We start from the raw sequence: 22,599 nt of genomic DNA on the forward strand, positions 1-22,599 counted from the left end.
GAAGGATATCTTTTTGAACGGACCGCCTTGTTGATCAGGGGTACTGCACCGGGCTCGACCATGCCGGGTCGTCGTGCTTTTGCCAATAGAGCGTCATCAGGCGGTTGGTGATCGGGCCGACGTTGCCGTTCGCGATCGGGTCGCCGTCGATCTCCGTCACCGGCATGATGCCCCCGGCGGTCGAGGTGATGAAGACCTCGTCAGCTTCGCGCAAAGCGGCGACACTGACGTCGGTCGCGACGGCGGCGAGACCTTGTTCGGCGCAGAGATCGAAGACGGTGCGCCGGGTGATGCCGGGCAGCACGCCAATGGCCGGCGTCGACAGTTTGCCGTTCTTGACGCAGAAGACATTGAAGCCCGGGCCTTCCGCGACATTGCCGTTGAAATCGAGAATCAGCGCGGTCTCGGCGCCGCGGTCAAAGGCGTCGTAGAGGCCGCGCACCAGATCGAGCCAGTGGTAGTTCTTGATCGCGGGGTCGATCGAGGCCGGCGGGATGCGCACCTTGTCGCTGATGGCGACACGCAGGCCGCGCTGCAACTGCTCGGCATTGGCGACCGAGCCGAACGGCACCGCGAACGCCATGAAGCGGTTGACCGCCTGCCGTGGGTCGCGGCTGAAGGTCGGTGAGGCGCCGCGCGTACACAGCATTTCGACATAGGCGCTGCGATGTCCCGACAACGCCACGCAATTGTGCAGGATTTCGGTCACGCCTTCACGGTCGAAGGGGATCGTCATGCGCAGCTTTTCCAGCCCGCCGAAGAAGCGGTCGAGATGCAGGTCGAGGCGGAAGAAGCGGCCGTTCCAGACATGCACGGTGTCGTAGGTAGCGTCGGAATGCAGAAAACCCCAGTCCAACACCGAGACCTTGGCTTGCGACATCGGCAGGTACTGGCCGTCGAGGAAGGCAACCCCGTCGGGATAGGAATGCGGGTCGACGGGGCGGTCGCTGACCGTCGGCAGTGGCTTTGCATCCTGTCTTGCGATTGTCTGGCTCATCGGGGACGTCCTCTCGCGCAAGGCAGGATCGGCAGGCTATCGGCGCCACGCGGAAGGCATAGAGCCAGCCGACAGGTGCTGTTCGTCCTCGATGCCGATCCGGCCGATACATTGGACTGGACTTGCCCTATGTTGCGGGCTCTGACCGGGAGGGGACATGGGCAGGTTCGGGACCGTCATCACAGCCATGATGATTATTGTCGCCACAGGCCAAGCGAGTGCGCAATGCGCGCGCGAAGGCGAGGAATTGTGCCAGAGCGGCCAGACCTTTCGCTGCGAGAAAACCGGCAGCGAATTGACGCCGATCTTCCAGAACGTGCCTTGCGCGGTGAATGTGCCGACGCTGAGCGGCACCTGGGTCGGCAGCGGCCATCAAAGCCCGGCCGGGGCCACCGGCGCCGACTGGTCGATCACCATGACGATCAATGAAGGCGGTGCGTCGATCGACTATCCGTCACTTGGCTGCGGCGGATCCCTGTCCCAGACGTCCAGGGACGAGACATCAGCGGAATACCATGAGAGTATCACTTACGGTCAGGACAAGTGCATCGACGGCGGCAACATCACCGTCAGGTTTTTCAAGGGAAATCTGTCCTGGACATGGACCGGCCAGGCGGACGGCCAGCCCTACAATGCGGTCGCCGTGTTGACGCGGCAATAACAGGCCACTGCCTCATTCCTCCTCGTCGTCGGCGTCAAGCAGGCGTGTCGCGCGCCAGCGGGTGAGCATCATGTTGGTCTGCTCGATGACGAAGAAACGCGCCGAGTCGCGGTCATAGCCTTCGCCCAGCAGTTTTTCATAATCGGTGTGCACGTGGCGGATGTGGGCAATGGTCGCCAACCACACGGCGATGGTCGGCGGCAACGTCTTCATGTGAACCGAACCGGCATCCGCACGGATCTTCTCCATGTCGGCATAGGGCGCAAGCGGCAGCAGTGCTGTCAGCGCCTTGGCGATGGCGCGGCGGCGTCCCGTCGGCGCTGCTTTCATCGCCGAATCCGATTGGGCTCGTCGCGCCCTTCGATGGTCGCCTCGGCGAAGGCATCGGTCGAGGCGAAGTAGGGTTTTATGTCGATGACCGGCGTGCCGTCGAGCACGTCAATGGCGTCGAGATCGAGGCGGCCCGTGCTGATGTCGAGCCCGACCAGCCTGGCCACATGCACGCCGACCGGGTTCGGCCGGGCAGGGGAGCGCAGGCCGAATACGCCTTTTGCTTCAGCCGCATGGCGAGGTTTCTGCACAATCAGAGTCCGCGGCGCATGGTGCAGCCAGGACAGGATGATGATGTGGCTGGCGCGCTCCAACCCCTGCAGGCCGCTGCGATAGGGTGCATCGATGGTCAGCACCGCGGCCTGACCGGTCTCGCGCGCGGCGCGCATGTTCTTGGGGCAGGTCTCCCGTGTCGTCCATGGCGAGGTGATGCGGCCGATGAAGACGATGCCGCCGTCGGCTGGCATCAGTGCCGGATCGTTTTCCAGCTTCTGCTCGCCGTCGCGCGCCTCGAACATCTCACGCGGTCCGGTCATTCCGCCCTCGCATCTGTTTGGTCGGGATCACGCAAGCGGCATTTTCTTGTCCGGAAGCGACATAGCGCTTGCAAGGATGCGAAAATCGACATAAACATATGTTTATATCTTTTTCAAAGAGAATACTCTGATGCATGTCTCGCTCGACACCATGGTGGACACATTGAAGGCGGCGGCCGAATCCAGCCGCCTGCGCATATTGGCACTGTTGTCGCGCGGCGACCTCACCGTTTCCGATCTTACCGAAATTCTCGGTCAATCGCAGCCGCGCGTTTCGCGGCACCTCAAGCTACTGCTGGAGGCCGGGCTGATCGGCCGCTACCAGGAAGGGTCGTGGGCCTTCTTTCGCCTGTCTGATGCGGATTCCGCGCGCGACTTCGTCATGGGGCTGGTTTCCAGCATTCGCGGCGCCGACCCGCAGGTCGAGCGCGATCTCGAGCGGCTGGGCTCGGTCAAACGCAAGCGGCAGGACCGGGCAGCCGAGTATTTTTCCGTGAATGCGGCAAGCTGGGACCATATCCGCTCGCTGCATGTGCCGGACCGCGCCGTCGAGGCCGCGATGCTGAAGCTGGTCGGCAAGCGGCCGTTCCAGTCCATGCTGGACCTCGGCACCGGCACCGGGCGGCTGCTCGAAATCTTCTCGCCGCTATACCGGCGCGGTGTCGGCATCGACATGTCGCGCGAGATGCTGACTGTGGCGCGTGCCAATCTCGACAAGGCAGGCGTTTCGAATGCTCAGGTGCGGCAGGGCGATATCTTCGCGCCGCCGGTCGAGCGCGACGCCTTCGATCTCGTCACCATCCACCAGGTGCTGCACTATCTCGACGATCCCGCGCGCGCCATCCACGAGGCGGCGCGGCTTTTGCGGCCGGCCGGGCGGCTGGTCATCGTCGACTTCGCGCCGCACACGCTGGAATTCCTGCGCGACGAACACGCGCATATGCGGCTCGGCTTTTCCGACCGGCAGATCGCCGACTGGTTTGCGGAAGCCGGCCTCGATCTCGAGGACAGCCAGGAGTTCGAGCCGCGCGGCGGCAACGAAGCCAGGCTCACTGTAAAGCTCTGGCTTGGGCGCGACCGCCGCCTGCTGATCGCCGACCCTTCCAACGACACAAGGCAGATAAGGGAAATTGCCTGATGAACCAGTTCCGCTTTTCCCGCCGCCCCGACATTGGCGACAAGGTCAGGGTTTCCTTCGAGTTCTTCCCGCCCAAGACCGACGAGATGGAGGCGAGGCTGTGGGACACGGTCACCCGGCTGGAGCCGCTGAAGCCGAAATTCGTCTCGGTGACCTATGGCGCCGGCGGCTCGACGCGTGAGCGCACTGCCCGCACGGTGAAGCGCATCCTGACGGAAACCGTTATTCCGGCCGCGGCGCATCTGACCTGCGTCGGTGCAACGCGCGACGAGGTCGACGCGGTCATCCAGGATTACAAGTCGATCGGCATCAACCGATTCGTTGCGCTGCGCGGCGACCCGGCCTCGGGTGTCGGCGAACCCTATCGCCCGCATCCCGGTGGCTACGAGAATGGTGCGGAACTTGTCGCCGGACTCAAGAAGATCGCGGATTTCGACATCTCCGTCGCGGCTTATCCGGAAAAGCATCCGCAAAGCCCCGATTTCGCCACCGACATCGAGATGCTGAAACGCAAGGTCGACAATGGTGCGACGCGCGCCATCACCCAGTTCTTCTTCGACAATGATCTCTACGAGCGCTATGTCGAGCGCGTCCGCCGCGCCGGCATCTACATCCCCATCGTGCCGGGCATCCAACCGGTTCACAGTTTCAAGCAGGTCGCAAACTTCTCCGCGAGGGCCGGCGCGCATGTGCCCGGCTGGCTGGCGGAGCGGTTCGAGGGCCTTGACCGAGATCCGCAGACGCACGCGCTGGTGGCGTCGGCGGTGGCGGCCGAACAGGTCATGGACCTGGTCGAGCGCGGGGTCGGGGATTTCCATTTTTATACGATGAATCGAGCCGATCTGGTTTTTGCCATCTGCCACATGATCGGCATCCGCTCACACGAAGCCGAGGCGACGGGTTCGGCTGCGGCTTAGAGCAATTCCCCGTTCGGAATTGCGTCAAACAAAGAGCTTCCGAAATGCAAAAAGGCCGGGTAAAAACCCGGCCTTTTTCGATGGTTTTGACTATGTGGTGCTGGTCTTCCCCGTCTTGGCGGGTCAGGGAAGAAAGCCCATAATGAGGGCTCCGATGAAGGCGAACGCAGCACAGATCATCAATGCGTTGATAGGCCTCGTAAGTCCCATGACATAGCCTCCTCTTAAAGAGCTATGTCCGAGAGTCTAGGTTCATTTGTGCCACAGGCAAGCGGAAAATGTGCTGCATTGCGACGTAATTGCTAAATTTGCGACCCGCCTTTTGCCGTTAGGCATTGAAACTCTTCGGCAAAAACCCGCTTCAGACCTGTGAATAAAATGTGGCGGCGATGTGTCACTATCGTGTCATGGCAGCGCTACCGCGGCGCTAACGCCTTCCGAACAGCCGTCCGTCGATAGTGACGAGGCCAAGTGCGATCAGCACCACGCCGCCGATTTCGAACAGTTCAAGCCGTTCGCCGAGGAACAGGAAGCCGAGCAGCATGGCGCTGGCCGGCACGATGAGCGTGACCAGCGAGGCATTGGTGGCGCCGGCCGAGGCGACGAGGTTGAAATAAAGGATGTAGGCGAAGGCGGTGGACAAAAGCGCCAGCGCCAGCACGGCGACCCAGACCGGAGGTGAGGCTGAGAACAGGCCCGCCGGACCATAGGTGAAGAACACGATCGGGATCATGATGATGGTCGAGGCGGTCAATTGTCCCGTGGCGATGACCGGCGATGGCACGCCCTTGAAGCGGCGGGCGACCATCAGCGCCACGCCATAGGACAGCGACGCGCCGATCAGCGCGAATTTGGCCCAGACCGGGCCGCCGAGCCCGGCAAGCAGGCCGGGGCCGATCATCACCGCCGTGCCGGCGACACCGAGCGCAATGCCGGCCAGCTTGTTCCAGGACAGTTTTTCGTCTGATGTCAGCGCGTTGGCGAGGATCAAAGTCCAGAACGGTGTCGTTGCGTTGAGCACCGAAGCGACGCCCGCGCCAAGCTGGGTTTGGCCGGCGAAGATCAGCGAGAAGGGGATGACATTGTTTGTGAACGCCAGCAGGAAGAACAGGCCAGCATGGGGAAGCGCGAGGCGGAAAGACGGTCCGCGAATGGCGAGATAGAGCTGCAGCGCGATCGCCGCGATGGCGACGCGAAACAGCACCAGCACCAGCGGATGAAGTTCCGCCACCGCGATGCGGGCAAAGAAGAACGAGCCGCCCCAGATCGCACCGAGCAGCAGGAGCTGTCCCCAGTCCTTGAGCACCATCGGCCCGCGTGGCGCTGATGTCGCGGCCATTGCCATGTCAATCGTCCTCCCCAGACGGCCTGAATGCCAGCCGGTCAGCCAGAACGCATATCGGGTCTGGCGACAAGGGCCACCCGAAACCTGACTGATGGCAAACACTGCCACTTGGATCTAGCGCAGCTGCGTCAGTGCCACGAGACACAGAATTGTTTTCATTGCAGCGCCGCGCGTCCTGGGACGCGCAAAGGACGCTGCAAGACTCATATCTGGCGCATGATCCTTTCCGAAAGTCGAAATCGACTTTCGGGGTCATGCGCTAGCCGCTAGCTTGGATTAATTGTGCGCAGCCGAGATGAGGATTCGTCCATGCAGCGATTCGAGAATGTCCGCGAGGCGGCACTGGCGCTTCGCCCGGACGATCCAGTCTATTGCTTCCGCCCGCAGGTGCTGATGGCGGATGCCAGGCAGTTCATGGGCATGTTCCCCGGCAAGACCGCCTATGCGGTCAAGACCAATGGCGAGCCGATCGTACTCAAGGCGCTGGTCGAGGCCGGCGTCACCGCTTTCGACGTCGCCTCGCCCGGCGAGTTCGCCGCCGTGCGCGCGGTCTCACCCGATGCCGAGATGCTCTACATGCATCCGGTCAAGGCGCAGTCGGACATCAAGCTGGCACTGGAGAAGTACGCCATCCGTGTCATTTCGCTCGACCATGAGGACGAGATCACCAAGCTGACACGGGTGGTGCGGGCGCTCGACATCGATCCGGGCGCGATAGCCGTGTTCGTGCGGGTGCAGACCAAGGGGCTTGCCGCCTACGAACTGTCGAAGAAGTTCGGCGCCGGGCCGGCCTATGCGGTCGATCTGGCGGAGCGGCTGAACCGCACTGGCTACAAGGTCGGCCTGTGTTTCCATGTCGGCAGCCAGATCGAGGATCCCGATACCTATGAGCGGGCGCTGGCCTCAGCCAACTGGGTGCGCAACCGCCTGACCTTCGACATTGCCGGGCTCGATGTCGGCGGCGGCTTTCCGGCCGAGTATGGGCATGATCCCAACCGCAAGCACATCGAGATGCCGTCGCTCGGTCAGATCATGTCGCGGCTTTCCGGCGACCTGAAGGAGTACCAGTTCGACCAGATACCGCTGGTTGCCGAGCCCGGCAGGGTGATTGTGGCGCGCTGCCTGTCGCTGATCGTGCGGGTGCTCTTGCGCAAGGGCAAGCGGCTCTACATCAATGACGGCATCTGGGCGTCGCTGTCGGACTCCTGGACCGGCAAGATCACGCTGCCGGCGCGTTTCATCCCCGATCCGGCGATCCGCTCGCGCAATGGCGAGGAAAAGAACATCGTGCCGTTCAAGGTCTGCGGCGCGACCTGCGATTCCGTCGATATCCTGTCAAGGCCGTTCTGGCTGCCGGAAACGGTCGACACCGGCGACTGGATCGAGATTGGCCATATCGGCGCCTATTCGTTGTCGCTCAGAACCCGCTTCAACGGCTTCTACCCCGACACCTTCGTCGAGGTGACGACGCCGTTCGACGAAGGCGACGCGCCGGTGGGGTTCGCGAGTTTGGAGACGATGGCTGATTAGTGAGTGGTGAGTAGTGAGTAGTGAGTAGTGAGTAGTGAGTAGTGAGTAGTGAGTAGTGAGTAGTGAGTAGTGAGTAGTGAGTAGTGAGTAGTGAGTAGTGAGTAGTGGTGCGCGGCTCTTGAGGCCCTCACTAATGACTATTCACTACTGACTACTCACTTACAACTTCGCCAAAAGCTCCGGTGTCGGCCAGCCGTCCACCGGCAGGCCAAGGCGCGTCTGCTCCTTGCGGATCGCTTCGCGGGTGTTGGTGCCGAGGATGCCGTCGACCGTGCCGACATCGTAGCCCCTGGCTTCCAGTTTCGTCTGCAGCGCCTTCATCTGCTCATTGTCGAGGCCGGTCTCGGGATTGCGCGGATCGAACTGTGGTGCGCCCGCCAGCCTGGCGGCGAGGTTGGCAGCGGTCAGCGCGTAGGTGAAGGACTGGTTCCATTCGAGATAGACGTCGAAATTGTCGTAGGTGAGGAAGGCTGGCCCCTTGCGGCCCATGGGCAGCGCGAGGCCCGCTTTCAGGCCGTTGTCGACCAATGGTGCACCGCTGGGGTAGGTGACGCCCCATTGCGCCCACTGCGTCAGCGGCAATTTGTTGGTGCGCCCGGTCTGGTCCCACGGCATGTCGTCGGGCACGCGGACTTCCTGGATCCAGGGTTCGTCACGTTTCCAGCCGCGCGACAGCACCTTGTTGGCGGTGGTCATGATCACATCGGGCACGCTGCCGCGCAGGTCGACCTTGCCGTCGCCATCGCCGTCGACGCCGCGCGCCACATAGTCGGAAGGCAGGATCTGCGTCTGGCCGATCTCGCCGGCCCAGGCACCCCTGACATCGGCCGGCACCACACCGCGATCGATCAATTCCAGAAGCGGCACCATCTGGGGCCGGAACAGTTGCGGGCGGCGGCAATCATGGGACAGCGTCACCAGGGCGCTCAGCGTGTGGAAATCGCCCTGCACGGCGCCGAAATCGGTCTCCAGCGCCCAGAAGGCGGCGATGATCGGTGCCTGGACGCCGAATTGCTGGTCGGCACGAGCGAAGACATCGGCGTATTTCTTCAGGTTCGCCGCGCCCTGCTTCAGCCGGTAGGCCGCGATCATGCGGTTGGAAAATTCGATGAAGGTCTGGGTGAAAACGCCCTGGGCGCGGTCGCGTGCCAGAACCTTGTCGTCGATGGTGGCATCCTCCAGCGCGTCGAGACCCACGGCACCGACACCGGCAGCCTTGGCTTCCGCCGCCACGCCCTGCTTCCAGACTTCGAAGTCGCCGCCACATTCCTGCGCCATCGCCGGCAAGGCCGTGGCGCACAAGAATAGCGCCGCGAGGGCTTGGGACCGCAGTCGCATCAGCTTCCTTTCGAACGAATGAGGGCATTTGTCGTGCCCCCCACGGAAGCCCAACGCCCTGAATTACCGGCGGTTGCACTCTTTGCCGCCGGCTGTGTCGAAAGCAGGCGGCAGGCCCGGTGTCAACGGTGTTCTGCCGCAGGCCCTTGTTTCGGGCGGCTTCGCTGCCGTTGAACCGGTGTCAACGGGTGTTCTGCCGCAACCACTTGTTCCACGCGGCCTCACTGCCGTTGAAGACGTTGATGTCGGACTTGCCGGTCATGCCCGGAACTATGCCGGTTCCGGTGTATTGCCAGAACGTGAAGGGGTGACTGCCGTATTTTTCGCGCGGGTGGCCGGCGACGGAACGCAGCCAGTAGGGATAGCCGCGGAAGGTCGATAGCTGGTTGTCGTCGAAGAAGTCGACCGAGGTGTAGATGATCGGCTTCTTGCCATAGTGCCGTTCGACGATTTCGAGGAAGGTGGTCATCTCCGCGCGCACCGTGGCGGCATCGGGACGCAACCTGCAGGTTGGCGACTTCGGGTTCCACTCCATGTCGAGGACCGGCGGCATCGCCGAGCGGTCGACCGGGACGTTCTGGATGAACCAGCGCGCCTGCTGGGCGGCGGGCGTGCAGAAGTAGAAGAAGTGGTAGCCCGCGCGCGGAACGCCGGCGGCTTTCGTGCGGGCCCAGTGTTCGTTGAAATATTCATCGAAGCGGTCACCGCCCTCGGTCGCCTTGATGAAGGCGAAGGAGATGCCGCTGGCCTTGGCAGCCGGCCAGTCGACCGACGTCTGATATTTGGACACATCGGTGCCGTGGACGGCATAGTTCCACGGCGCGCCGCTGTCCCATTCATGCGGCTTGGAATCGGCGAAGCGCGGCGCGCGCACGGCAACCGTCGTCGGGCTACTGGACGCAGACGGCGACAGCGGCGAGAGATCGTCCACCGTCGAGCAGGCGCTAAGCAGCGTCAGCATGATGAGGCCCGCAAGACGGCGCATCGCAACTCCCGAGCCGGATTCAGCCGGTCGCTGATGGGTCTGTGCATTGATGGCCGGCGCTTGGTCTGGCCCCCGACGAGCGATCGCCCCACAGCATCGCCCGGTATCTTCGTTGTCGTGCATGTCGTTGTCCCAAAACCGCTGCGCAGTTTTGGGCGACATGCATTGATCGCCGAACATGGTTGATATCAGGTTGACGGCGCTCGACAAGCACTGCGATTTGCGGAAGCAATGGCGGCAAATCGATGACATAAGCGTCAGGCAGGGGCCTGGGAGGAAACAAATGCGGATCGTCGCCAAGATCGTCAAATGGCTGCTTGGCCTGGTCGTGCTGGCGATCGCCGCGCTCTTTGCCTGGCTTTACATCGCACCGCCGGAATTGATCCGTGTCGGCTCGGGCTATTCGGCCAAGATCGTCTGCTCGAACGTCTTCATCGCCGGTCGCGACGCCAATGAGGTGCTCGCGGTCGACGTGCAGGCGCCTGGGCACCCGCTGCTGCGGCTGATGCGGGTCTCGGTGGACAAGAACAGGGGAACGGTCTCGGCGAGCCTGCTCGGCTTCCTTGGCAAGAGCCTCGCCGTCGCCCGTGACGGGCTGGGCTGCGCTTCGGTTCCCGATGGCAATGTCGGCAAGACGCGACGGACGGCGGTCTATGTCGAACCGTCGGCGGTCAGCCAGGACGCGCTGTGGCCGGAGGGCGAGCGGGTCGAGCCATCACAGGACCCGGTGATTGCCAAGCTGCTCGACGATGCGGCGCTGACCGGCACCGGCATGCGCGCGGTGGTGGTGGTCAAGAATGGCCGCGTCGTCGCCGAGCGCTATGGCACGGGCTTCTCGGCAAAGACGCCGATGCTCGGCTGGTCGATGACCAAGACGGTGAACGCGGCGATCGTCGGCACGCTGGTCAAGGACGGCAAGATGGCGGTCGACAACAAAGGCCTGTTCGCGCCATGGAAGGCGGACGGCCGCGCCGCGATCAGCCTTGCCGACATGATGGCGATGTCGAGTGGACTGGAGTTCAACGAGGACTATGGCGACGTCGCCGACGTCACGCGCATGCTCTACCTCGAACCCGACATGGCGGGCTTCGCCGAAGCCAAGCCGCTGGCGGCCGAGGTCGGCAAGGTGTTTTCCTATTCGAGCGGCACGGCGGTGATGCTGTCACGCCTCTGGCAGGACGCGATCGGCGACAAGGGCAAGGCGCTGACGTGGCCGCGAACGGCGCTGTTCGAGCCGCTCGGCATGCACAGCGCGGTGCTCGAGACCGATGAACAGGGCACCTTCGTCGGCTCGTCCTATCTCTATGCCACGGCGCGTGACTGGGCCCGCTTCGGCCAGTTCCTGCTGCAACGTGGCGTGTGGAACGACAACCAGGTGCTGCCGGCCGGCTTCGTCGACTGGATGCGGGAGCCGACGCCCGCCTCGAAAGTCTACGGCAAGGGCCAGTTGTGGATCGAGGCACCGGGCGACGAGAAAAAGCCCGGCGCTGGCGTGGCGGCGGGCCTGCCCAAGGACACCTATTGGATGGAAGGCCATGACGGGCAGACGGTCACCATCATTCCCTCGGAGCAACTGGTGGTGGTGCGGCTCGGGCTGACGCCGGCCAAGCTCGGCTACCGTCCGCAGACGATGATCGGGGCTCTGGTGACGGCGCTACACTAGTTTTTGTGGACGCGGCCCGATAACGGCGAGCCAGGCATAGCCGCGATAAAGTGTGCGGAAACGGAAGCTTGCGCCGGTTCGCCGAGATTCCGATTCCAGCACCTCGCGCAGGGTCGAGCGCGGCGCGACGTGGAACTTTTTGAGCCAGCCGCGCAGCACCATCCGGAACCAGCCTGGCAGGCCTTCCTGCTGGCCGAAATCGACGACGTGCAGCGAACCATTCGGTGACAGCGCGGCAAGTGCCGCCGACACCGTCTTTTCCCAGCCGGGGATCATCGACAGCGAATAGGACACGAAGATGCGGTCGAACCGCTCGACGCCATAAAGCGTGCCGGCATCGAAATCAGTGGCGTCGCCCCTTGCCAGCATGACGCGGCCGGACAAGCCTTCACGGGCAATCGCGGCGCCGGCCGTCTCCAGCATTTCGGCCGAAATGTCGAGGCCGAACAAGCGTGCGTCGGGATAGCGGCGCGCAGCAAGAATTATGTTGCGGCCGGTGCCGCAGCCGAGTTCAAGCACGGTGCCGCCAGCCGGTACGTCGAGCCCCGAGATCATCAGGTCGCGACCGAGCAGGTAGTATTTGCGGGTCAGGTCATAGATGTGGCGCTGCCAGCGATAGACGCCGTCCATCAGTTCGGCATGGTTGGCCGGCAGTTCGGTCGTGCTCATGCGGCACGCTTCACGTAGAGGTGGAAGCCGCCATAGATGGCCGAACGGTCGCGGGCCGAGAATTCGCGCGAAGCCTCGTCCTGATAGTTCCACTGGTCGAGCAACGAACTGGAGACCCGGCCGGGCAACAGGCTGGGCTCGGCGGCGGTACGGAAGATGACGCGGGCGCCGGCCGACGCGGTGCGGGTGATTTCCGACCATAGCGCATTGAGCTGGTCATCGGTCATCCAGTCCTGCGCATCGAGCAGGATGAAGCGGTCGACCGCGCCGGCATCCTTGCCGGCTAGGAACTCGATCAGATTGGCATGGTGGACGGCAACGCGGTCGACATTGCCGCGGATGGTCTCGTAATTCTGCTTTTCGAGATAGGCGGGCAGGGCAGCCTCGCCGGGGTTCGGATAGCGGCGGGCAAAAGCCTGCCAGGCGAAGTAGTTGTTCACCAGCGGAAAATCGCAAGCGAGCTTTTCCAGCCGGGCCTTGAGCACACTGGCCATGGTGCCGTCACCTGACGTGATCAGCGAATCGTACTGCGCCGGCGGAATGCCGAGGCCGAACAGCGAGGCTTTGCGCGATGTCGCCCATTTCAGCAGCGGCTTGTCGAAGACTGGCGCCAGTTCCTCGTTGAAGAAGCGGCGCTGCTCGCCGATGTTGCGGGCCTGCATGATGCCGGCAGGATCGACGCCGAAGAACTTTGCCGTGCGATGGCCCATGGCGATGAACAGGCCGAGCAGGCCGGTCTGGTAGAAATTGCGATCGAAGACAGCGATGCGCCGGCGGCCGCGCCAGTTGCGGCGCTCCCAGTAGTGACGGCTGACCGGGTCCAAATGCGGCGCGATGAAACGGTTGTAGGCTTGCGAATTGTGGCTGGTGTCGGCGGCGCCGAAGAAGCGAAACAGGTCGCCCTGCGAAGGCAGGTGGCGCACTGCCTCCAGCTTCATGCGGTTCAACGCGATATGCGCGGCGTTGAGGTCGACGGCGTCAATTTGTGCCGGCGAACGGGTTAGGTAGGCGAGGATGTTGCAGCCGCCCGAGGCGATGGTGACGACGCGGTGACCCTGGCCGAGCTGCATCGCCTCCATGTCTACATCGGGGTCCTCCCAGATCTGCGGGTAGACGAGGCCGGAAAACAGGAAGGCGAACAGCCGCTCCGAAATGCCGGCTTTCGACAGCGGGCGGTTCTGGTAGACGGCCTTTCCGACTTCCTTGCCGCGGCGAAAAACCAGATCTGCGGAAACGTCCGTCATGGCAAGGTGATTCCCCATTTGCTTTGGCGCAAGCGGGTAGCGCAGGGTCATGACAGGCCGGTGACAGCCTGTTGACGCAAGTTCAGGCCTTGCCAAACCCGCCCGGCGTCGGCGTCGTCAGGATGACGGCGTCGCCGGCCTGAAGCACGGTCTGGTCGCAGGCCTTCAGCACGTCGATCGCACCGTCCTTGCGGCGGACCTTGGTCGAGCCGACTTCGCCGTCGCCGCCACCGTCCAAGCCTTGCGGCGGACGGTTGCGATGCGACGACAGGATCGCGCATTCCATCTTCTCGAGAAAGCGGATGGTGCGCTTGGTGCCGTCGCCGGCGCTCCATCTGCCCTTGCCGCCGGAACCTTCCCGAATGTGGAAATCCTCGAGCAGCACAGGAAAGCGCAGTTCCAGCACTTCCGGGTCTGTGAGGCGCGAATTGGTCATGTGGGTGTGGACGCCGGAAGTGCCGGCAAAGCCGCGGCCGGAGTTCATTTGGCCGGCGGGTGAGCCGGAACAGATCGTCTCGTAGTACTGGTACTGCTTGTTGCCGAAGGTCAGGTTGTTCATGGTTCCCTGCGCATTGGCCATGGCGCCCATGGCGCCGAACAGCGCGTTGGTGACGTGTTGCGAGGTCTCGACATTGCCGGCCACGACGGCGGCAGGGTAGGCGGGCTTGAGCATGCAGCCGTCGGGAATGATGATGTTGATTGGCCGCAGGCAGCCGGCATTCATCGGGATCATGTCCTCGACCATGACGCGGAAGGCATAGAGGACCGCCGCGCGGGCGACCGGCTCGGGCGCATTGAAATTGTTTTTCATGACCGGCGACGTGCCGGTGAAGTCGACAGTCGCCTCGCGCCTTTGCCGATCCACCGTGATCTTCACCTTGATGAGCTGGCCGGTATCGGTCGGATATTCATATTCGGAAGCGTCCGGCAGCCGCTCCAGCACGCGGCGCACGCTCTCGGCGGCGTTGTCCTGGACATGGCCCATATAGGCTTCGACGACATCGAGGCCGAAATGCGCGACCATCTTGTGGAGTTCGGCGACGCCTTTCTCGTTGGCAGCGATCTGCGCCTTGAGGTCGGCGATGTTCTGATGCGGATTGCGGGCCGGCCACCGGTGTTCGGTAAGCAGCGTTTCCAGTTCCTTCTCGCGGAAGCGGCCGCGATCGACGATGCGGAAATTGTCGAACAGCACGCCTTCCTCGTCGACCGTGGTTGCGAGTGGCGTCATCGAGCCGGGCGCCGTGCCGCCGATATCGGCGTGGTGGCCACGCGAGGCGGCCCAAAACAGGATTTTCTGCTGGGCGTCGTCGAAAACCGGCGTCACCACGGTGATATCGGGCAGATGGGTGCCGCCATTGTAGGGGGAGTTGAGGGCAAAGACGTCGCCGGGGTGGATGTCGCCGGAATTCAACCGGATGATGGTTTCGACCGAACGATCCATGGAGCCAAGATGCACCGGCATGTGCGGCGCATTGGCGACCAGCGCGCCGTTGTGGTCGAAGACGGCGCAGGAGAAATCCAGCCGCTCCTTGATGTTGACGGAATAGGCGGTGTTCTGCAGCGTCACGCCCATCTGCTCGGCGATCGACATGAACAGATTGTTGAAGACTTCCAGCATCACCGGATCGGCCTCGGTGCCGAGCGCTGCCTGCCGCTGCTTCTCCTCGACGCGGCGCAACAGCACATGGTTCTTGGCGGTGATCTTGGCCTGCCAGCCCGGCTCGACGACGATCGTCTGGTTCGGCTCGATGATCAGCGCAGGGCCGGCAATTCTATGCCCGGGCTTGAGCCCTTCGCGGCGAATGATGCCGGCGTCGCGCCAGATGCCGTCGGAAAAGATTTTTCCAACCTCCGAAGGATTTGCGGCGATATCTTCGAGCGCTGAATCGCTTTCGTCGCGTCCCGTGCCGCCGGTGTCTGTGCCTTCGACGCCGACCGTCTCGACGATCATAGGTTTGTTGTCATAGACGAAACCGAACTGCGCCTTGTGGGCAATTTCGAAATCGCGCTTGGCCTTGAAAATCGAGTCTTCCTCGAAATTCACCGGCAGTGTCGTGTCGGTGCCGTCATATCGAATGTGCAGTATCGGCTTTGCGGCAACCATGTCCTCGGCGATGCCTTGCACTGCGAATTCGGCGATGACGGCCTTTTTCAAGGTGGCGATCAGGTTGCCGATCTCGGTTCTGGACTCTTCCGCCAGCGGCTTCAGCAGCGCCTGCTGGCGCGAGGCAAAAACCGAGGACAGGCCAATGCCATAGGCCGACAGCAGGCCGGAAAAGGGATGAATCAGCACCGCTTCCATGCCGAGCGCGTCGGCAACCAGGCAAGCATGCTGGCCGCCGGCGCCGCCGAAGCAATTGAGCAGATATTCGGTGACGTCGTAGCCGCGCTGGACGGAAATCTTCTTGATGGCACTGGCCATGTTTTCCACGGCGATGGTGACGAACCCTTCGGCGACAGCCTCCGGCGTGCGGCCATCGCCGATTTCGGCGGCCAGTGCGGTAAATTTTTCGCGCACCGTCTCGACGTCGAGCGGCTGATCCTGGGCGGGACCAAATATCCTCGGAAAGAAATCGGGCTGCAGCTTGCCCAGCATGACATTGGCGTCGGTGACGGCCAGCGGTCCGCCGCGGCGATAGGCGGCCGGGCCGGGGTTGGCGCCGGCGGAATCGGGTCCGGCGCGGAAACGGCCGGCCTCGTAGTGTAGGATCGAGCCGCCGCCGGCGGCGACAGTGTGGATGCGCATCATCGGCGCGCGGATGCGCACGCCGGCGACCTCGGTGTCGAAGGCACGCTCATACTCGCCATCAAAGTGGGCGACATCAGTGGAGGTGCCGCCCATATCGAAACCGATGACCTTGCCGAAGCCGGCAAGCTTCGCCGTCTCGACCATGCCGACAACGCCGCCCGCTGGCCCGGATAGCAACGCGTCCTTGCCCTGGAACATGTCGGCGGCGGTCAGGCCGCCAGAGGACATCATGAACATGAGGTGGGGAGATTGGCCGGGCGCCGCGCCCAATTCCCCAGCCACCTTCTGCACATATCTCGACAGGATCGGCGACAGATAGGCGTCGACCACGGCGGTGTCGCCGCGGCCGACCAGCTTGATCAGCGGCGACACCTCATGGCTGACGGAAACCTGGCCGAAGCCGAGCTTTCGGCAGACCTTTGCCACCGCCTTCTCGTGGTCGGGATATTTCCAGGCATGCATGAAGACGATGGCGACGGCGTCGATGCCATCGGCTTTCGCCTGCTCGATCGCTGGCCGGCAAGCGGCGATGTCGAGCAGCCGTTCGATGCTGCCGTCGGCGCGCACGCGCTCGTCGATCTCGATGACGCGCTCATAGAGCTGTTCTGGAAGGATGATCTCCTTGGCGAAGATGTCCGGCCGCGCCTGATAGGCGATCTTCAGCGCGTCGCGAAACCCCTTGGTGATGAGCAGCAGAACCCGGTCGCCCTTGCGCTCCAGAAGGGCGTTGGTGGCGACGGTGGTGCCCATCCTGATGTCGCCGATCAGGCCCGGCGGGATTGCGCCGCCGGAGGACAGGCCGAGAAGGTCGCGAATGCCCTGGATGGCGGCATCGGCATAGGCTTCGGGATTTTCGGAGAGAAGTTTGCGCGGATGCAGCCCGCCTTGCGGGTCGCGGCCGATGACGTCGGTGAAGGTGCCGCCGCGATCGATCCAGAAATCCCACGTCGCGGTCATGACAGCACCCAGCAGTTTCAGTTCGATTTGTTCAACACATCCTGTTAGTTCGCCGTTGTCTGACGGGCAATCGCAAACGGGCCAGATGATGTTACATATGGAAACGCAACGTTACGAAACTCATGGCCGTCTGATGCATTTCCCCTTCGACCGTTCACCGCAACGTGAACGTGTAGTGAAGGAGAGATGTTATGAAAAAGCTCATTCTTGCGTCCGTTTCCGCTTTGGCGTTGCTCGGCGTTGCTGCCTGTAGCGACAGCGGCACGGACAACACCACCACCCAGAGCACCAATCCGCCGGCCGCCGAGCAGCCGATGAAGCCGGCGACGCCGGAAGCCACGCCGCCGGCCGCAACGCCTCCGGCAACCGATAACTCGACCACGAAGAGCATCACACCCGAGAAGCCTGCCGAGCCGGCTCCGGCAACACCAGCTCCTGCGCCCGCGCAGTAGTCAGCAAAGCAGTACTCGTGTGATGATTGAGGAAGGCCGGCTTGTGCGCCGGCCTTTCTCATATTGTCCGCGCCCCGTGGCTACATCCCCTTCGGCGCCACAGCGACCGGTTGCGCCAAGGCTGCGGCACTGTCCCGGCTTGATAGCAAGGGGCCGTGGCCCTAAGAAGCAGGCCATGTCGATTTGGGATCGCCTTGGCGAGTTCATCACGCGCGTTTCATCCTCAACCTCGTCGGGCGTTGCCGACGTCGTGGAGGCCGTGCGCACGGTTTTCTCCGGCGACGCTGACCTGCGCCGGCGTGTCGCCTTCTCGGTGGCGATGATCGCGCTGTCGGCCAAGATGGCCAAGGCCGATGGTATCGTGACCCAGGACGAGGTGCGCGCGTTCCAGGAAATATTCGAGGTACCGCCGAAGGAGACGCGCAATGTGGCGCGGCTGTTCGATCTCGCCCAGCGCGACGTCGCCGGTTTCGAAACCTATGCCGAGCGGATGGCGCAACTGTGCGGCTCGGGCCATTCCAACTGCGTGATGCTGGAAGACATACTCGACGGTCTGTTCCACATCGCCAAGGCCGATGGGCTGGTGCATGAGCGCGAAGGCCACTTCCTGCATCGTATCGCCGAGATTTTCCGCATCGACGAGGCCCATTACGAGAGCATCATGGCGCGGCACGTCAATCTCGGCGCCGGTGATCCCTATGTTGTGCTCGGCATCGAACGCGGCAAGCCGTTCGAAGAGGTCAGGAAGCGTTATCGCAAGCTGGTCTCCGACAATCATCCGGACCGGCTGATCGCGCGCGGCCTGCCGCAGGAGTTCATCAAGATCGCAACGACCCGGGTGGCGGCGATCAACGCCGCCTATGAGATGATCGAGCGGGGCCTGCGGCACGCATGAGCGGCTTCCTGCCCGACGAGCCTAGCGCCGAGGTCAGGGTATCGCCGAATTTTGGTCCGCGGCGCGACACGCTCAGGCCCGACATGATCGTGCTGCATTACACTGGAATGGCGACCGGCGCCGAAGCATGGCTGTGCGATCCGGCCAGCGAGGTCTCGTCGCACTATCTTGTGCATGAGAATGGCGACATCGTGCAGATGGTCAGGGAAAGCGATCGCGCCTGGCACGCCGGCAAGAGCTCGTGGTTCGGACGCGCCGACATCAATTCCTGTTCGATAGGCATCGAGATCGTCAATCCGGGACATTCGCTGGGCTATCCCGGTTTTCCCAGACGGCAGATCGATGCGGTGATCGGCTTGTGCGCCGGGATCGCAGGTCGGCACTCGATTGCTGCCGAGCGGGTGCTGGCGCATTCCGACGTGGCGCCGGGGCGCAAGATCGATCCGGGCGAGAAGTTTCCATGGCGGACGCTGTTTGCAGCCGGCGTCGGCCATCTCGTGGCGGCCGCACCCGTCAGGCGAGGGGCCGTGCTCAAGACCGGAGAGACCGGCGCCGATGTCGAGGCGTTGCAGTCGATGCTGGCGCTCTATGGCTATGGCGTCGAGATATCCGGCATTTTCGACCGGCAGACAGAGATTGTAGTCGAAGCGTTTCAGCGACATTTCCGGCCGCGCAAAGTGGATGGTGTTGCCGATGGCTCGACACAGCGGACGCTAGAAAGGCTGCTTGCTTCCGTAAGGTCTTGACCACGGGGGAAGCCGCTCCCAAAGTGCTCTTTCCAGTCCTTAAGTTACAAGCTGTCACTCAAAGTGACTTGCCTGGCCTTGTTTGGCACCAATTCGAGCTTCAAACGGCTGGCGTGCAAGGTGTCGGACCCCCCAGCCCCCCTGGATGTTCCGATATTGATTAAGCGTTGCTGCGTGAACACCTTCACGCGGTTCAGACAGAACAGGATCACATGCAGAAATTGACCGTTTTAACGGCAGCTGTTGCTGCCGGCGTAATGACTTTTGCCTTCGGTGCCGCGAATGCCAGTCCTCGGGCTGATCAAGGGCTCGTCGCGGTATCCGCAAAACCCAGCAAGGCAGGCCATGATGCCAAGGCCACGAAACGGTCTTCCGTGAAAATGGAAAAGGCAAGTTTTGCCAAGCCGAAGAAATCCGCCAAAAGGCAGACGAAGCGCGGCCGCAAGACATTGGACATGGCGACAACGGCGTCGATCGGCCTCAGGAACGTGGCTGCGTCGACGGCAGCAGTGGCCGGCGGCGGTCAGTATTCGGCGATCGTCGCGCGCTATGCCGCGAGCTACGGCGTACCGGTTTCGCTCGCTCACGCAGTCATCAGCATCGAGAGCAACTACCGGCCGAACATGGTCGGCAGCGCCGGCGAGATCGGCCTGATGCAGATCAAGCCGGCGACGGCACGGATGATGGGCTACAACGGTTCGGCAAAGGGCCTCTTCGACCCCGACACCAACATCAAATACGGCATGAAGTACCTCGCCATGGCGCAGGATCTCGGCGGCGGCACCACCTGCGGCACGATCTTGAAATATAACGCCGGCCATGCCGCAACGCGGATGAACCCGGTGTCGGCCGCCTATTGCAGCAAGGTCAAGGTGCAGATGGCGGCGCTTTAGCCGACTGGTTGCGTGGAGCCGGCCGGAGCGGCCGGCTTTTTCGTTTGCGTTTTCGAGCGTGAACCCCTTTATACGCCTTGCCAGCTGGCCGGGCGGCCGCACCCGCAACAGCCGAAAGGCCGCGGGTGAGGAAAGTCCGGGCTCCATGGAGACACGGTGCCGGTTAATGGCCGGCGGGGGCGACCCCAGGGAAAGTGCCACAGAAAGCAAACCGCCACGATCTAATCGGGGCAAGGGTGAAAGGGTGGGGTAAGAGCCCACCGCGCGACTGGCAACAGGAGCGGCACGGTAAACCCCACCGGGAGCAAGACCGAATAGGGGCGGTGCGAGGGGAAACCCTCGAGGGCTGTTTCCGGCTCACCGTCCGGGTAGGTTGCGTGAGGCGCATGGCAACATGCGCCCAAGATGAATGGCCGCCACGTTCTCGCCTCGCAAGGGGCGAGGGCCATACAGAACCCGGCTTACAGGCCAGCTGGCAATTCTCTCCACGACATCGAAAGAAGTCTTTGAGATCAGCAGGTTGCGCCCTCGGGCGCGCCTGCCGATTCAAGCTGTTCAGCTACTTACCCTCGAAAGCGGGGAGCCTACCTGTTGCTTGAAGCTGGTGCGATTAAATCGTACCATGGGTCAGAATGGCATCAGGAGCCTATCATGGGACAGGTCGACAAACGCAGCATCACGCTGTCGCCGGAACTGGCGCAGGCGGTGGATGACGTGGTCGCGGCCGGCGAATACGCATCGGCGAGCGAGGTGATCCGCGATGCGCTCCGGCAATGGAAGGACCGGCGCGATCTGCATGGCTACACGGTCGAGGAGTTGCGCAAGCTGGTCCAGGAGGGGATCGACAGCGGGCCGGGACGATTTGCATCGATGGATGAAATCAAGGCTGAGGCGCGGAGACGCTTGCGATCTGACGACGCAGCATGAATTTGCTGCCCATCGTTCGGAACGCACGCACGGAAGACGACCTGATCGCAATCTGGCTTCATATTGCACACGATAGCGAGGTTGCAGCCGACCGGTTACTCGATCGCATCGAGGCACGGTGGCAGCAACTGGCTACCTATCCCTTCTCAGGCGCGCCGCGCGACGATATCTCGCCCGGCATCCGTCATTTGGTGGTCGGCGATTACCTCACTCTGTACCGGGTCGGTGACGACGCGATCGAAATCATCCGCGTGCTGCACGGCAAATGCAAGATCGAAGCCGACGACCTCGGTTCATGATCGACGCCCCGGTCAGCCGCTGATCTTGTCCAGCGACGCCTCGATCGCCTTCCAGAGCTCTTCCACCGGCTCACAACCGACCGAGAGGCGAACGAAACCGGCGGCAACCGCATCGCCTCTCTTAGATCGGCGTTCGGCGGAGCTATGGACGCCGCCAAAGGATGTTGCGGCCTGCATCAGATCGCAGTTGTTGATGAAATCCTCGGCCTTGTCTTCAGAGGCAAGCTCGAAAGAGATGAGAAAGCCGAAGCGCTCCATCTGGGCGCGGGCAAGGTTGTGCGATGGGTCGCTCTCCAGTCCGGGAAAACGCAGGCCGCTGATTGCCGGGTGGCCCTTCAGCCGCCGTGCGATCACTTCCGCTGAAGAGCACATGCGGTCGAAGCGCACATCCAGCGTTTCGAGGCCGCGATGCACCAGCCATGCCTCGAACGGTCCGGGAATACTGCCGGAGGTTTCGCGCCAACCGGTCACGGCGGCGATGATATCGGCATTGCGGCTGGCGACATGGCCGAACAGCACGTCGGAATGGCCGTTGGGCGCCTTGGTGTCGGCGGCAACGACTATATCGGCGCCATGGTCGAGCGGGCGCTGGCCGAAGGGCGTCATGGTGGTGTTGTCCACGGCAAGGAGCGCACCGGCCAGGTGAGCGGTTTTTGCAACGGCCGCGATATCGCAGATGTCCAGTCCCGGGTTGGCTGGCGTTTCGACGAAGGCAAGGCGGTAACCTTCGAAGCCACCGTCGAGGAAGGTCGATGTCGGCCTCATATCGTAGGTGACGCCAAACGGCTTCAGGAAGCGATCGGCCAGAGCCCTTGTCGTGTGGTAGCCGTCCGAAGGCAGCAGGATACGATCACCACCCTTGAGCAGGCCGAAAAACAACGAACAGATTGCAGCCATCCCGGACGGAAAGGCGACGCAGGGTGCACCTTCCAGATGCGCCAGCATATGCTCGACCGCGTCCCAGGTCGGGTTGCTGAAGCGGCCATACTCATCGAAACCGTTGGCGTCGCCGGGGGTGTGATAGATCGCGGCCATGGTCAGCGGCAGCGGGATCGGATCACCCTTGGCGAACCCCCTGTCGCGCAGATGGGGAAGTGCCGCAGCGCGTTCGTTCGCTGTTTCAGACATCGATTCTCAGACCCTCTTGGTGACCGACGAGATGCGGCGAGACGCTATGCCGGGCGGTGGCTTGCGGCAAGGCGCGTCCGGTTGGGCCAGGCGGGTCTAAACGCTTCGTTAGGCTTAATGGACCATAAAGACGAGACGTGCCGTCAAGGCTGCTCTCATTGGTCGCGGCGCGCGTGTTTGTGAAGCCATTCCCGTTGACG

Annotated in this window: 21 protein-coding genes and 1 other RNA gene; 12 read left to right on the forward strand and 10 right to left on the reverse strand. The window is 62.9% G+C overall.

Features of this window, described 5'->3' with window-relative positions; translation table 11 throughout:
* Positions 1-34: 34 nt before the first annotated feature.
* The gene (locus AC07FD_RS12755; protein WP_478350152.1) at positions 35-997 is read right to left on the reverse strand and encodes a D-amino acid aminotransferase; all 963 of its coding nucleotides are present in this window, start codon (positions 995-997) and stop codon (positions 35-37) included.
* A gap of 157 nt (positions 998-1,154) precedes the next feature.
* Between AC07FD_RS12755 and AC07FD_RS12760 the strand changes: the two genes are divergently transcribed.
* On the forward strand, positions 1,155-1,658 hold the full coding sequence (locus AC07FD_RS12760; protein ID WP_478350153.1) for a hypothetical protein: 504 nt from the start codon (positions 1,155-1,157) through the stop codon (positions 1,656-1,658).
* 12 nt (positions 1,659-1,670) lie between these two features.
* Here the strand turns inward: AC07FD_RS12760 and AC07FD_RS12765 are convergent, their stop codons facing one another.
* Both AC07FD_RS12765 and tsaA read right to left on the reverse strand, forming a co-directional pair.
* Positions 1,671-1,988 (reverse strand): DUF2293 domain-containing protein, encoded by a 318-nt coding sequence (locus tag AC07FD_RS12765; protein WP_478350154.1) that lies wholly within the window; start codon positions 1,986-1,988, stop codon positions 1,671-1,673.
* Positions 1,985-2,524, reverse strand: a complete 540-nt coding sequence (tsaA, locus tag AC07FD_RS12770; RefSeq protein WP_478350155.1) for a tRNA (N6-threonylcarbamoyladenosine(37)-N6)-methyltransferase TrmO — start codon at positions 2,522-2,524, stop codon at positions 1,985-1,987. The genes AC07FD_RS12765 and tsaA overlap by 4 nt, the downstream gene beginning before the upstream one ends.
* Before the next feature lie 130 nt (positions 2,525-2,654).
* Here tsaA and AC07FD_RS12775 point away from each other — a divergent pair, with 130 nt between their 5' ends.
* Both AC07FD_RS12775 and metF read left to right on the forward strand, forming a co-directional pair.
* Positions 2,655-3,662 (forward strand): ArsR/SmtB family transcription factor, encoded by a 1,008-nt coding sequence (locus tag AC07FD_RS12775; protein WP_478350156.1) that lies wholly within the window; start codon positions 2,655-2,657, stop codon positions 3,660-3,662.
* Positions 3,662-4,579: a methylenetetrahydrofolate reductase [NAD(P)H] gene (gene metF / locus AC07FD_RS12780; protein WP_478350157.1), complete on the forward strand. Its 918-nt coding sequence runs from the start codon at positions 3,662-3,664 to the stop codon at positions 4,577-4,579. Before AC07FD_RS12775 ends, metF begins: the two co-directional genes overlap by 1 nt.
* Before the next feature lie 427 nt (positions 4,580-5,006).
* Here the strand turns inward: metF and AC07FD_RS12785 are convergent, their stop codons facing one another.
* The gene (locus AC07FD_RS12785) at positions 5,007-5,924 is read right to left on the reverse strand and encodes a DMT family transporter (protein WP_478350158.1); all 918 of its coding nucleotides are present in this window, start codon (positions 5,922-5,924) and stop codon (positions 5,007-5,009) included.
* 309 nt (positions 5,925-6,233) lie between these two features.
* Between AC07FD_RS12785 and AC07FD_RS12790 the strand changes: the two genes are divergently transcribed.
* Positions 6,234-7,454 carry an alanine racemase gene (locus tag AC07FD_RS12790; protein WP_478350159.1) on the forward strand — a complete coding sequence of 407 codons (1,221 nt, stop codon included), beginning with the start codon at positions 6,234-6,236 and terminating at the stop codon, positions 7,452-7,454.
* A 159-nt stretch (positions 7,455-7,613) separates the two neighbouring features.
* Here the strand turns inward: AC07FD_RS12790 and AC07FD_RS12795 are convergent, their stop codons facing one another.
* On the reverse strand, positions 7,614-8,792 hold the full coding sequence (locus AC07FD_RS12795) for a lytic murein transglycosylase (RefSeq protein WP_478350160.1): 1,179 nt from the start codon (positions 8,790-8,792) through the stop codon (positions 7,614-7,616).
* A 181-nt stretch (positions 8,793-8,973) separates the two neighbouring features.
* Positions 8,974-9,777: a glycoside hydrolase family 25 protein gene (locus AC07FD_RS12800; RefSeq protein WP_478350161.1), complete on the reverse strand. Its 804-nt coding sequence runs from the start codon at positions 9,775-9,777 to the stop codon at positions 8,974-8,976.
* 283 nt (positions 9,778-10,060) lie between these two features.
* Here AC07FD_RS12800 and AC07FD_RS12805 point away from each other — a divergent pair, with 283 nt between their 5' ends.
* Positions 10,061-11,440, forward strand: coding sequence for a serine hydrolase domain-containing protein (locus AC07FD_RS12805; protein WP_478350162.1), 1,380 nt, complete (start codon positions 10,061-10,063; stop codon positions 11,438-11,440).
* On the opposite strand, the gene AC07FD_RS12810 is transcribed toward AC07FD_RS12805, so the two are convergent.
* From AC07FD_RS12810 to AC07FD_RS12820, 3 genes are read right to left on the reverse strand one after another with little or no spacing between them, the layout of a single operon-like run.
* Positions 11,432-12,109, reverse strand: a complete 678-nt coding sequence (locus tag AC07FD_RS12810; RefSeq protein ID WP_478350163.1) for a class I SAM-dependent methyltransferase — start codon at positions 12,107-12,109, stop codon at positions 11,432-11,434. The two genes, AC07FD_RS12805 and AC07FD_RS12810, sit on opposite strands and share 9 nt — an antisense overlap.
* Entirely contained in the window at positions 12,106-13,404 is a 1,299-nt protein-coding gene (locus tag AC07FD_RS12815) for a BtaA family protein (protein WP_478350164.1), read from the reverse strand. Before AC07FD_RS12815 ends, AC07FD_RS12810 begins: the two co-directional genes overlap by 4 nt.
* A gap of 31 nt (positions 13,405-13,435) precedes the next feature.
* On the reverse strand, positions 13,436-17,059 hold the full coding sequence (locus tag AC07FD_RS12820) for a hydantoinase B/oxoprolinase family protein (protein WP_478350165.1): 3,624 nt from the start codon (positions 17,057-17,059) through the stop codon (positions 13,436-13,438).
* 191 nt (positions 17,060-17,250) lie between these two features.
* Between AC07FD_RS12820 and AC07FD_RS12825 the strand changes: the two genes are divergently transcribed.
* The 7 genes from AC07FD_RS12825 (at position 17,251) to AC07FD_RS12855 (ending at position 21,271) form a co-directional block, all read left to right on the forward strand.
* Positions 17,251-17,511, forward strand: a complete 261-nt coding sequence (locus AC07FD_RS12825; protein ID WP_109668284.1) for a hypothetical protein — start codon at positions 17,251-17,253, stop codon at positions 17,509-17,511.
* 175 nt (positions 17,512-17,686) lie between these two features.
* Positions 17,687-18,406 (forward strand): TerB family tellurite resistance protein, encoded by a 720-nt coding sequence (locus AC07FD_RS12830; protein WP_477302015.1) that lies wholly within the window; start codon positions 17,687-17,689, stop codon positions 18,404-18,406.
* Complete coding sequence (locus tag AC07FD_RS12835; protein WP_478350166.1) at positions 18,403-19,152, forward strand: N-acetylmuramoyl-L-alanine amidase; 750 nt, start codon at positions 18,403-18,405, stop codon at positions 19,150-19,152. Before AC07FD_RS12830 ends, AC07FD_RS12835 begins: the two co-directional genes overlap by 4 nt.
* Positions 19,153-19,364: 212 nt before the next feature.
* Positions 19,365-20,045 carry a lytic transglycosylase domain-containing protein gene (locus AC07FD_RS12840; RefSeq protein WP_478350167.1) on the forward strand — a complete coding sequence of 227 codons (681 nt, stop codon included), beginning with the start codon at positions 19,365-19,367 and terminating at the stop codon, positions 20,043-20,045.
* 80 nt (positions 20,046-20,125) lie between these two features.
* Positions 20,126-20,525: RNase P RNA component class A (gene rnpB / locus AC07FD_RS12845), an RNA gene on the forward strand.
* Between the two features lie 171 nt (positions 20,526-20,696).
* Positions 20,697-20,972 carry a type II toxin-antitoxin system ParD family antitoxin gene (locus tag AC07FD_RS12850; protein WP_136618205.1) on the forward strand — a complete coding sequence of 92 codons (276 nt, stop codon included), beginning with the start codon at positions 20,697-20,699 and terminating at the stop codon, positions 20,970-20,972.
* Positions 20,969-21,271, forward strand: a complete 303-nt coding sequence (locus AC07FD_RS12855) for a type II toxin-antitoxin system RelE/ParE family toxin (RefSeq protein ID WP_478350168.1) — start codon at positions 20,969-20,971, stop codon at positions 21,269-21,271. Before AC07FD_RS12850 ends, AC07FD_RS12855 begins: the two co-directional genes overlap by 4 nt.
* Before the next feature lie 12 nt (positions 21,272-21,283).
* Here AC07FD_RS12855 and AC07FD_RS12860 read toward each other — a convergent pair whose 3' ends face one another.
* Positions 21,284-22,399, reverse strand: coding sequence for a cystathionine gamma-lyase (locus AC07FD_RS12860; protein WP_478350169.1), 1,116 nt, complete (start codon positions 22,397-22,399; stop codon positions 21,284-21,286).
* Positions 22,400-22,599: the final 200 nt, after the last annotated feature.

Source organism: Mesorhizobium waitakense, from assembly GCF_056431085.1.

Excerpts from the sequence above, each read along its gene's own strand:
- AC07FD_RS12755 (WP_478350152.1), bottom strand. The coding sequence starts at position 997 with ATGAGCCAGACAATCGCAAGACAGGATGCAAAGCCACTGCCGACGGTC.
- AC07FD_RS12760 (WP_478350153.1), top strand. The coding sequence starts at position 1,155 with ATGGGCAGGTTCGGGACCGTCATCACAGCCATGATGATTATTGTCGCC.
- AC07FD_RS12765 (WP_478350154.1), bottom strand. The coding sequence starts at position 1,988 with ATGAAAGCAGCGCCGACGGGACGCCGCCGCGCCATCGCCAAGGCGCTG.
- tsaA (WP_478350155.1), bottom strand. The coding sequence starts at position 2,524 with ATGACCGGACCGCGTGAGATGTTCGAGGCGCGCGACGGCGAGCAGAAG.
- AC07FD_RS12775 (WP_478350156.1), top strand. The coding sequence starts at position 2,655 with ATGCATGTCTCGCTCGACACCATGGTGGACACATTGAAGGCGGCGGCC.
- metF (WP_478350157.1), top strand. The coding sequence starts at position 3,662 with ATGAACCAGTTCCGCTTTTCCCGCCGCCCCGACATTGGCGACAAGGTC.
- AC07FD_RS12785 (WP_478350158.1), bottom strand. The coding sequence starts at position 5,924 with ATGGCAATGGCCGCGACATCAGCGCCACGCGGGCCGATGGTGCTCAAG.
- AC07FD_RS12790 (WP_478350159.1), top strand. The coding sequence starts at position 6,234 with ATGCAGCGATTCGAGAATGTCCGCGAGGCGGCACTGGCGCTTCGCCCG.
- AC07FD_RS12795 (WP_478350160.1), bottom strand. The coding sequence starts at position 8,792 with ATGCGACTGCGGTCCCAAGCCCTCGCGGCGCTATTCTTGTGCGCCACG.
- AC07FD_RS12800 (WP_478350161.1), bottom strand. The coding sequence starts at position 9,777 with ATGCGCCGTCTTGCGGGCCTCATCATGCTGACGCTGCTTAGCGCCTGC.
- AC07FD_RS12805 (WP_478350162.1), top strand. The coding sequence starts at position 10,061 with ATGCGGATCGTCGCCAAGATCGTCAAATGGCTGCTTGGCCTGGTCGTG.
- AC07FD_RS12810 (WP_478350163.1), bottom strand. The coding sequence starts at position 12,109 with ATGAGCACGACCGAACTGCCGGCCAACCATGCCGAACTGATGGACGGC.
- AC07FD_RS12815 (WP_478350164.1), bottom strand. The coding sequence starts at position 13,404 with ATGACCCTGCGCTACCCGCTTGCGCCAAAGCAAATGGGGAATCACCTT.
- AC07FD_RS12820 (WP_478350165.1), bottom strand. The coding sequence starts at position 17,059 with ATGACCGCGACGTGGGATTTCTGGATCGATCGCGGCGGCACCTTCACC.
- AC07FD_RS12825 (WP_109668284.1), top strand. The coding sequence starts at position 17,251 with ATGAAAAAGCTCATTCTTGCGTCCGTTTCCGCTTTGGCGTTGCTCGGC.
- AC07FD_RS12830 (WP_477302015.1), top strand. The coding sequence starts at position 17,687 with ATGTCGATTTGGGATCGCCTTGGCGAGTTCATCACGCGCGTTTCATCC.
- AC07FD_RS12835 (WP_478350166.1), top strand. The coding sequence starts at position 18,403 with ATGAGCGGCTTCCTGCCCGACGAGCCTAGCGCCGAGGTCAGGGTATCG.
- AC07FD_RS12840 (WP_478350167.1), top strand. The coding sequence starts at position 19,365 with ATGCAGAAATTGACCGTTTTAACGGCAGCTGTTGCTGCCGGCGTAATG.
- AC07FD_RS12850 (WP_136618205.1), top strand. The coding sequence starts at position 20,697 with ATGGGACAGGTCGACAAACGCAGCATCACGCTGTCGCCGGAACTGGCG.
- AC07FD_RS12855 (WP_478350168.1), top strand. The coding sequence starts at position 20,969 with ATGAATTTGCTGCCCATCGTTCGGAACGCACGCACGGAAGACGACCTG.
- AC07FD_RS12860 (WP_478350169.1), bottom strand. The coding sequence starts at position 22,399 with ATGTCTGAAACAGCGAACGAACGCGCTGCGGCACTTCCCCATCTGCGC.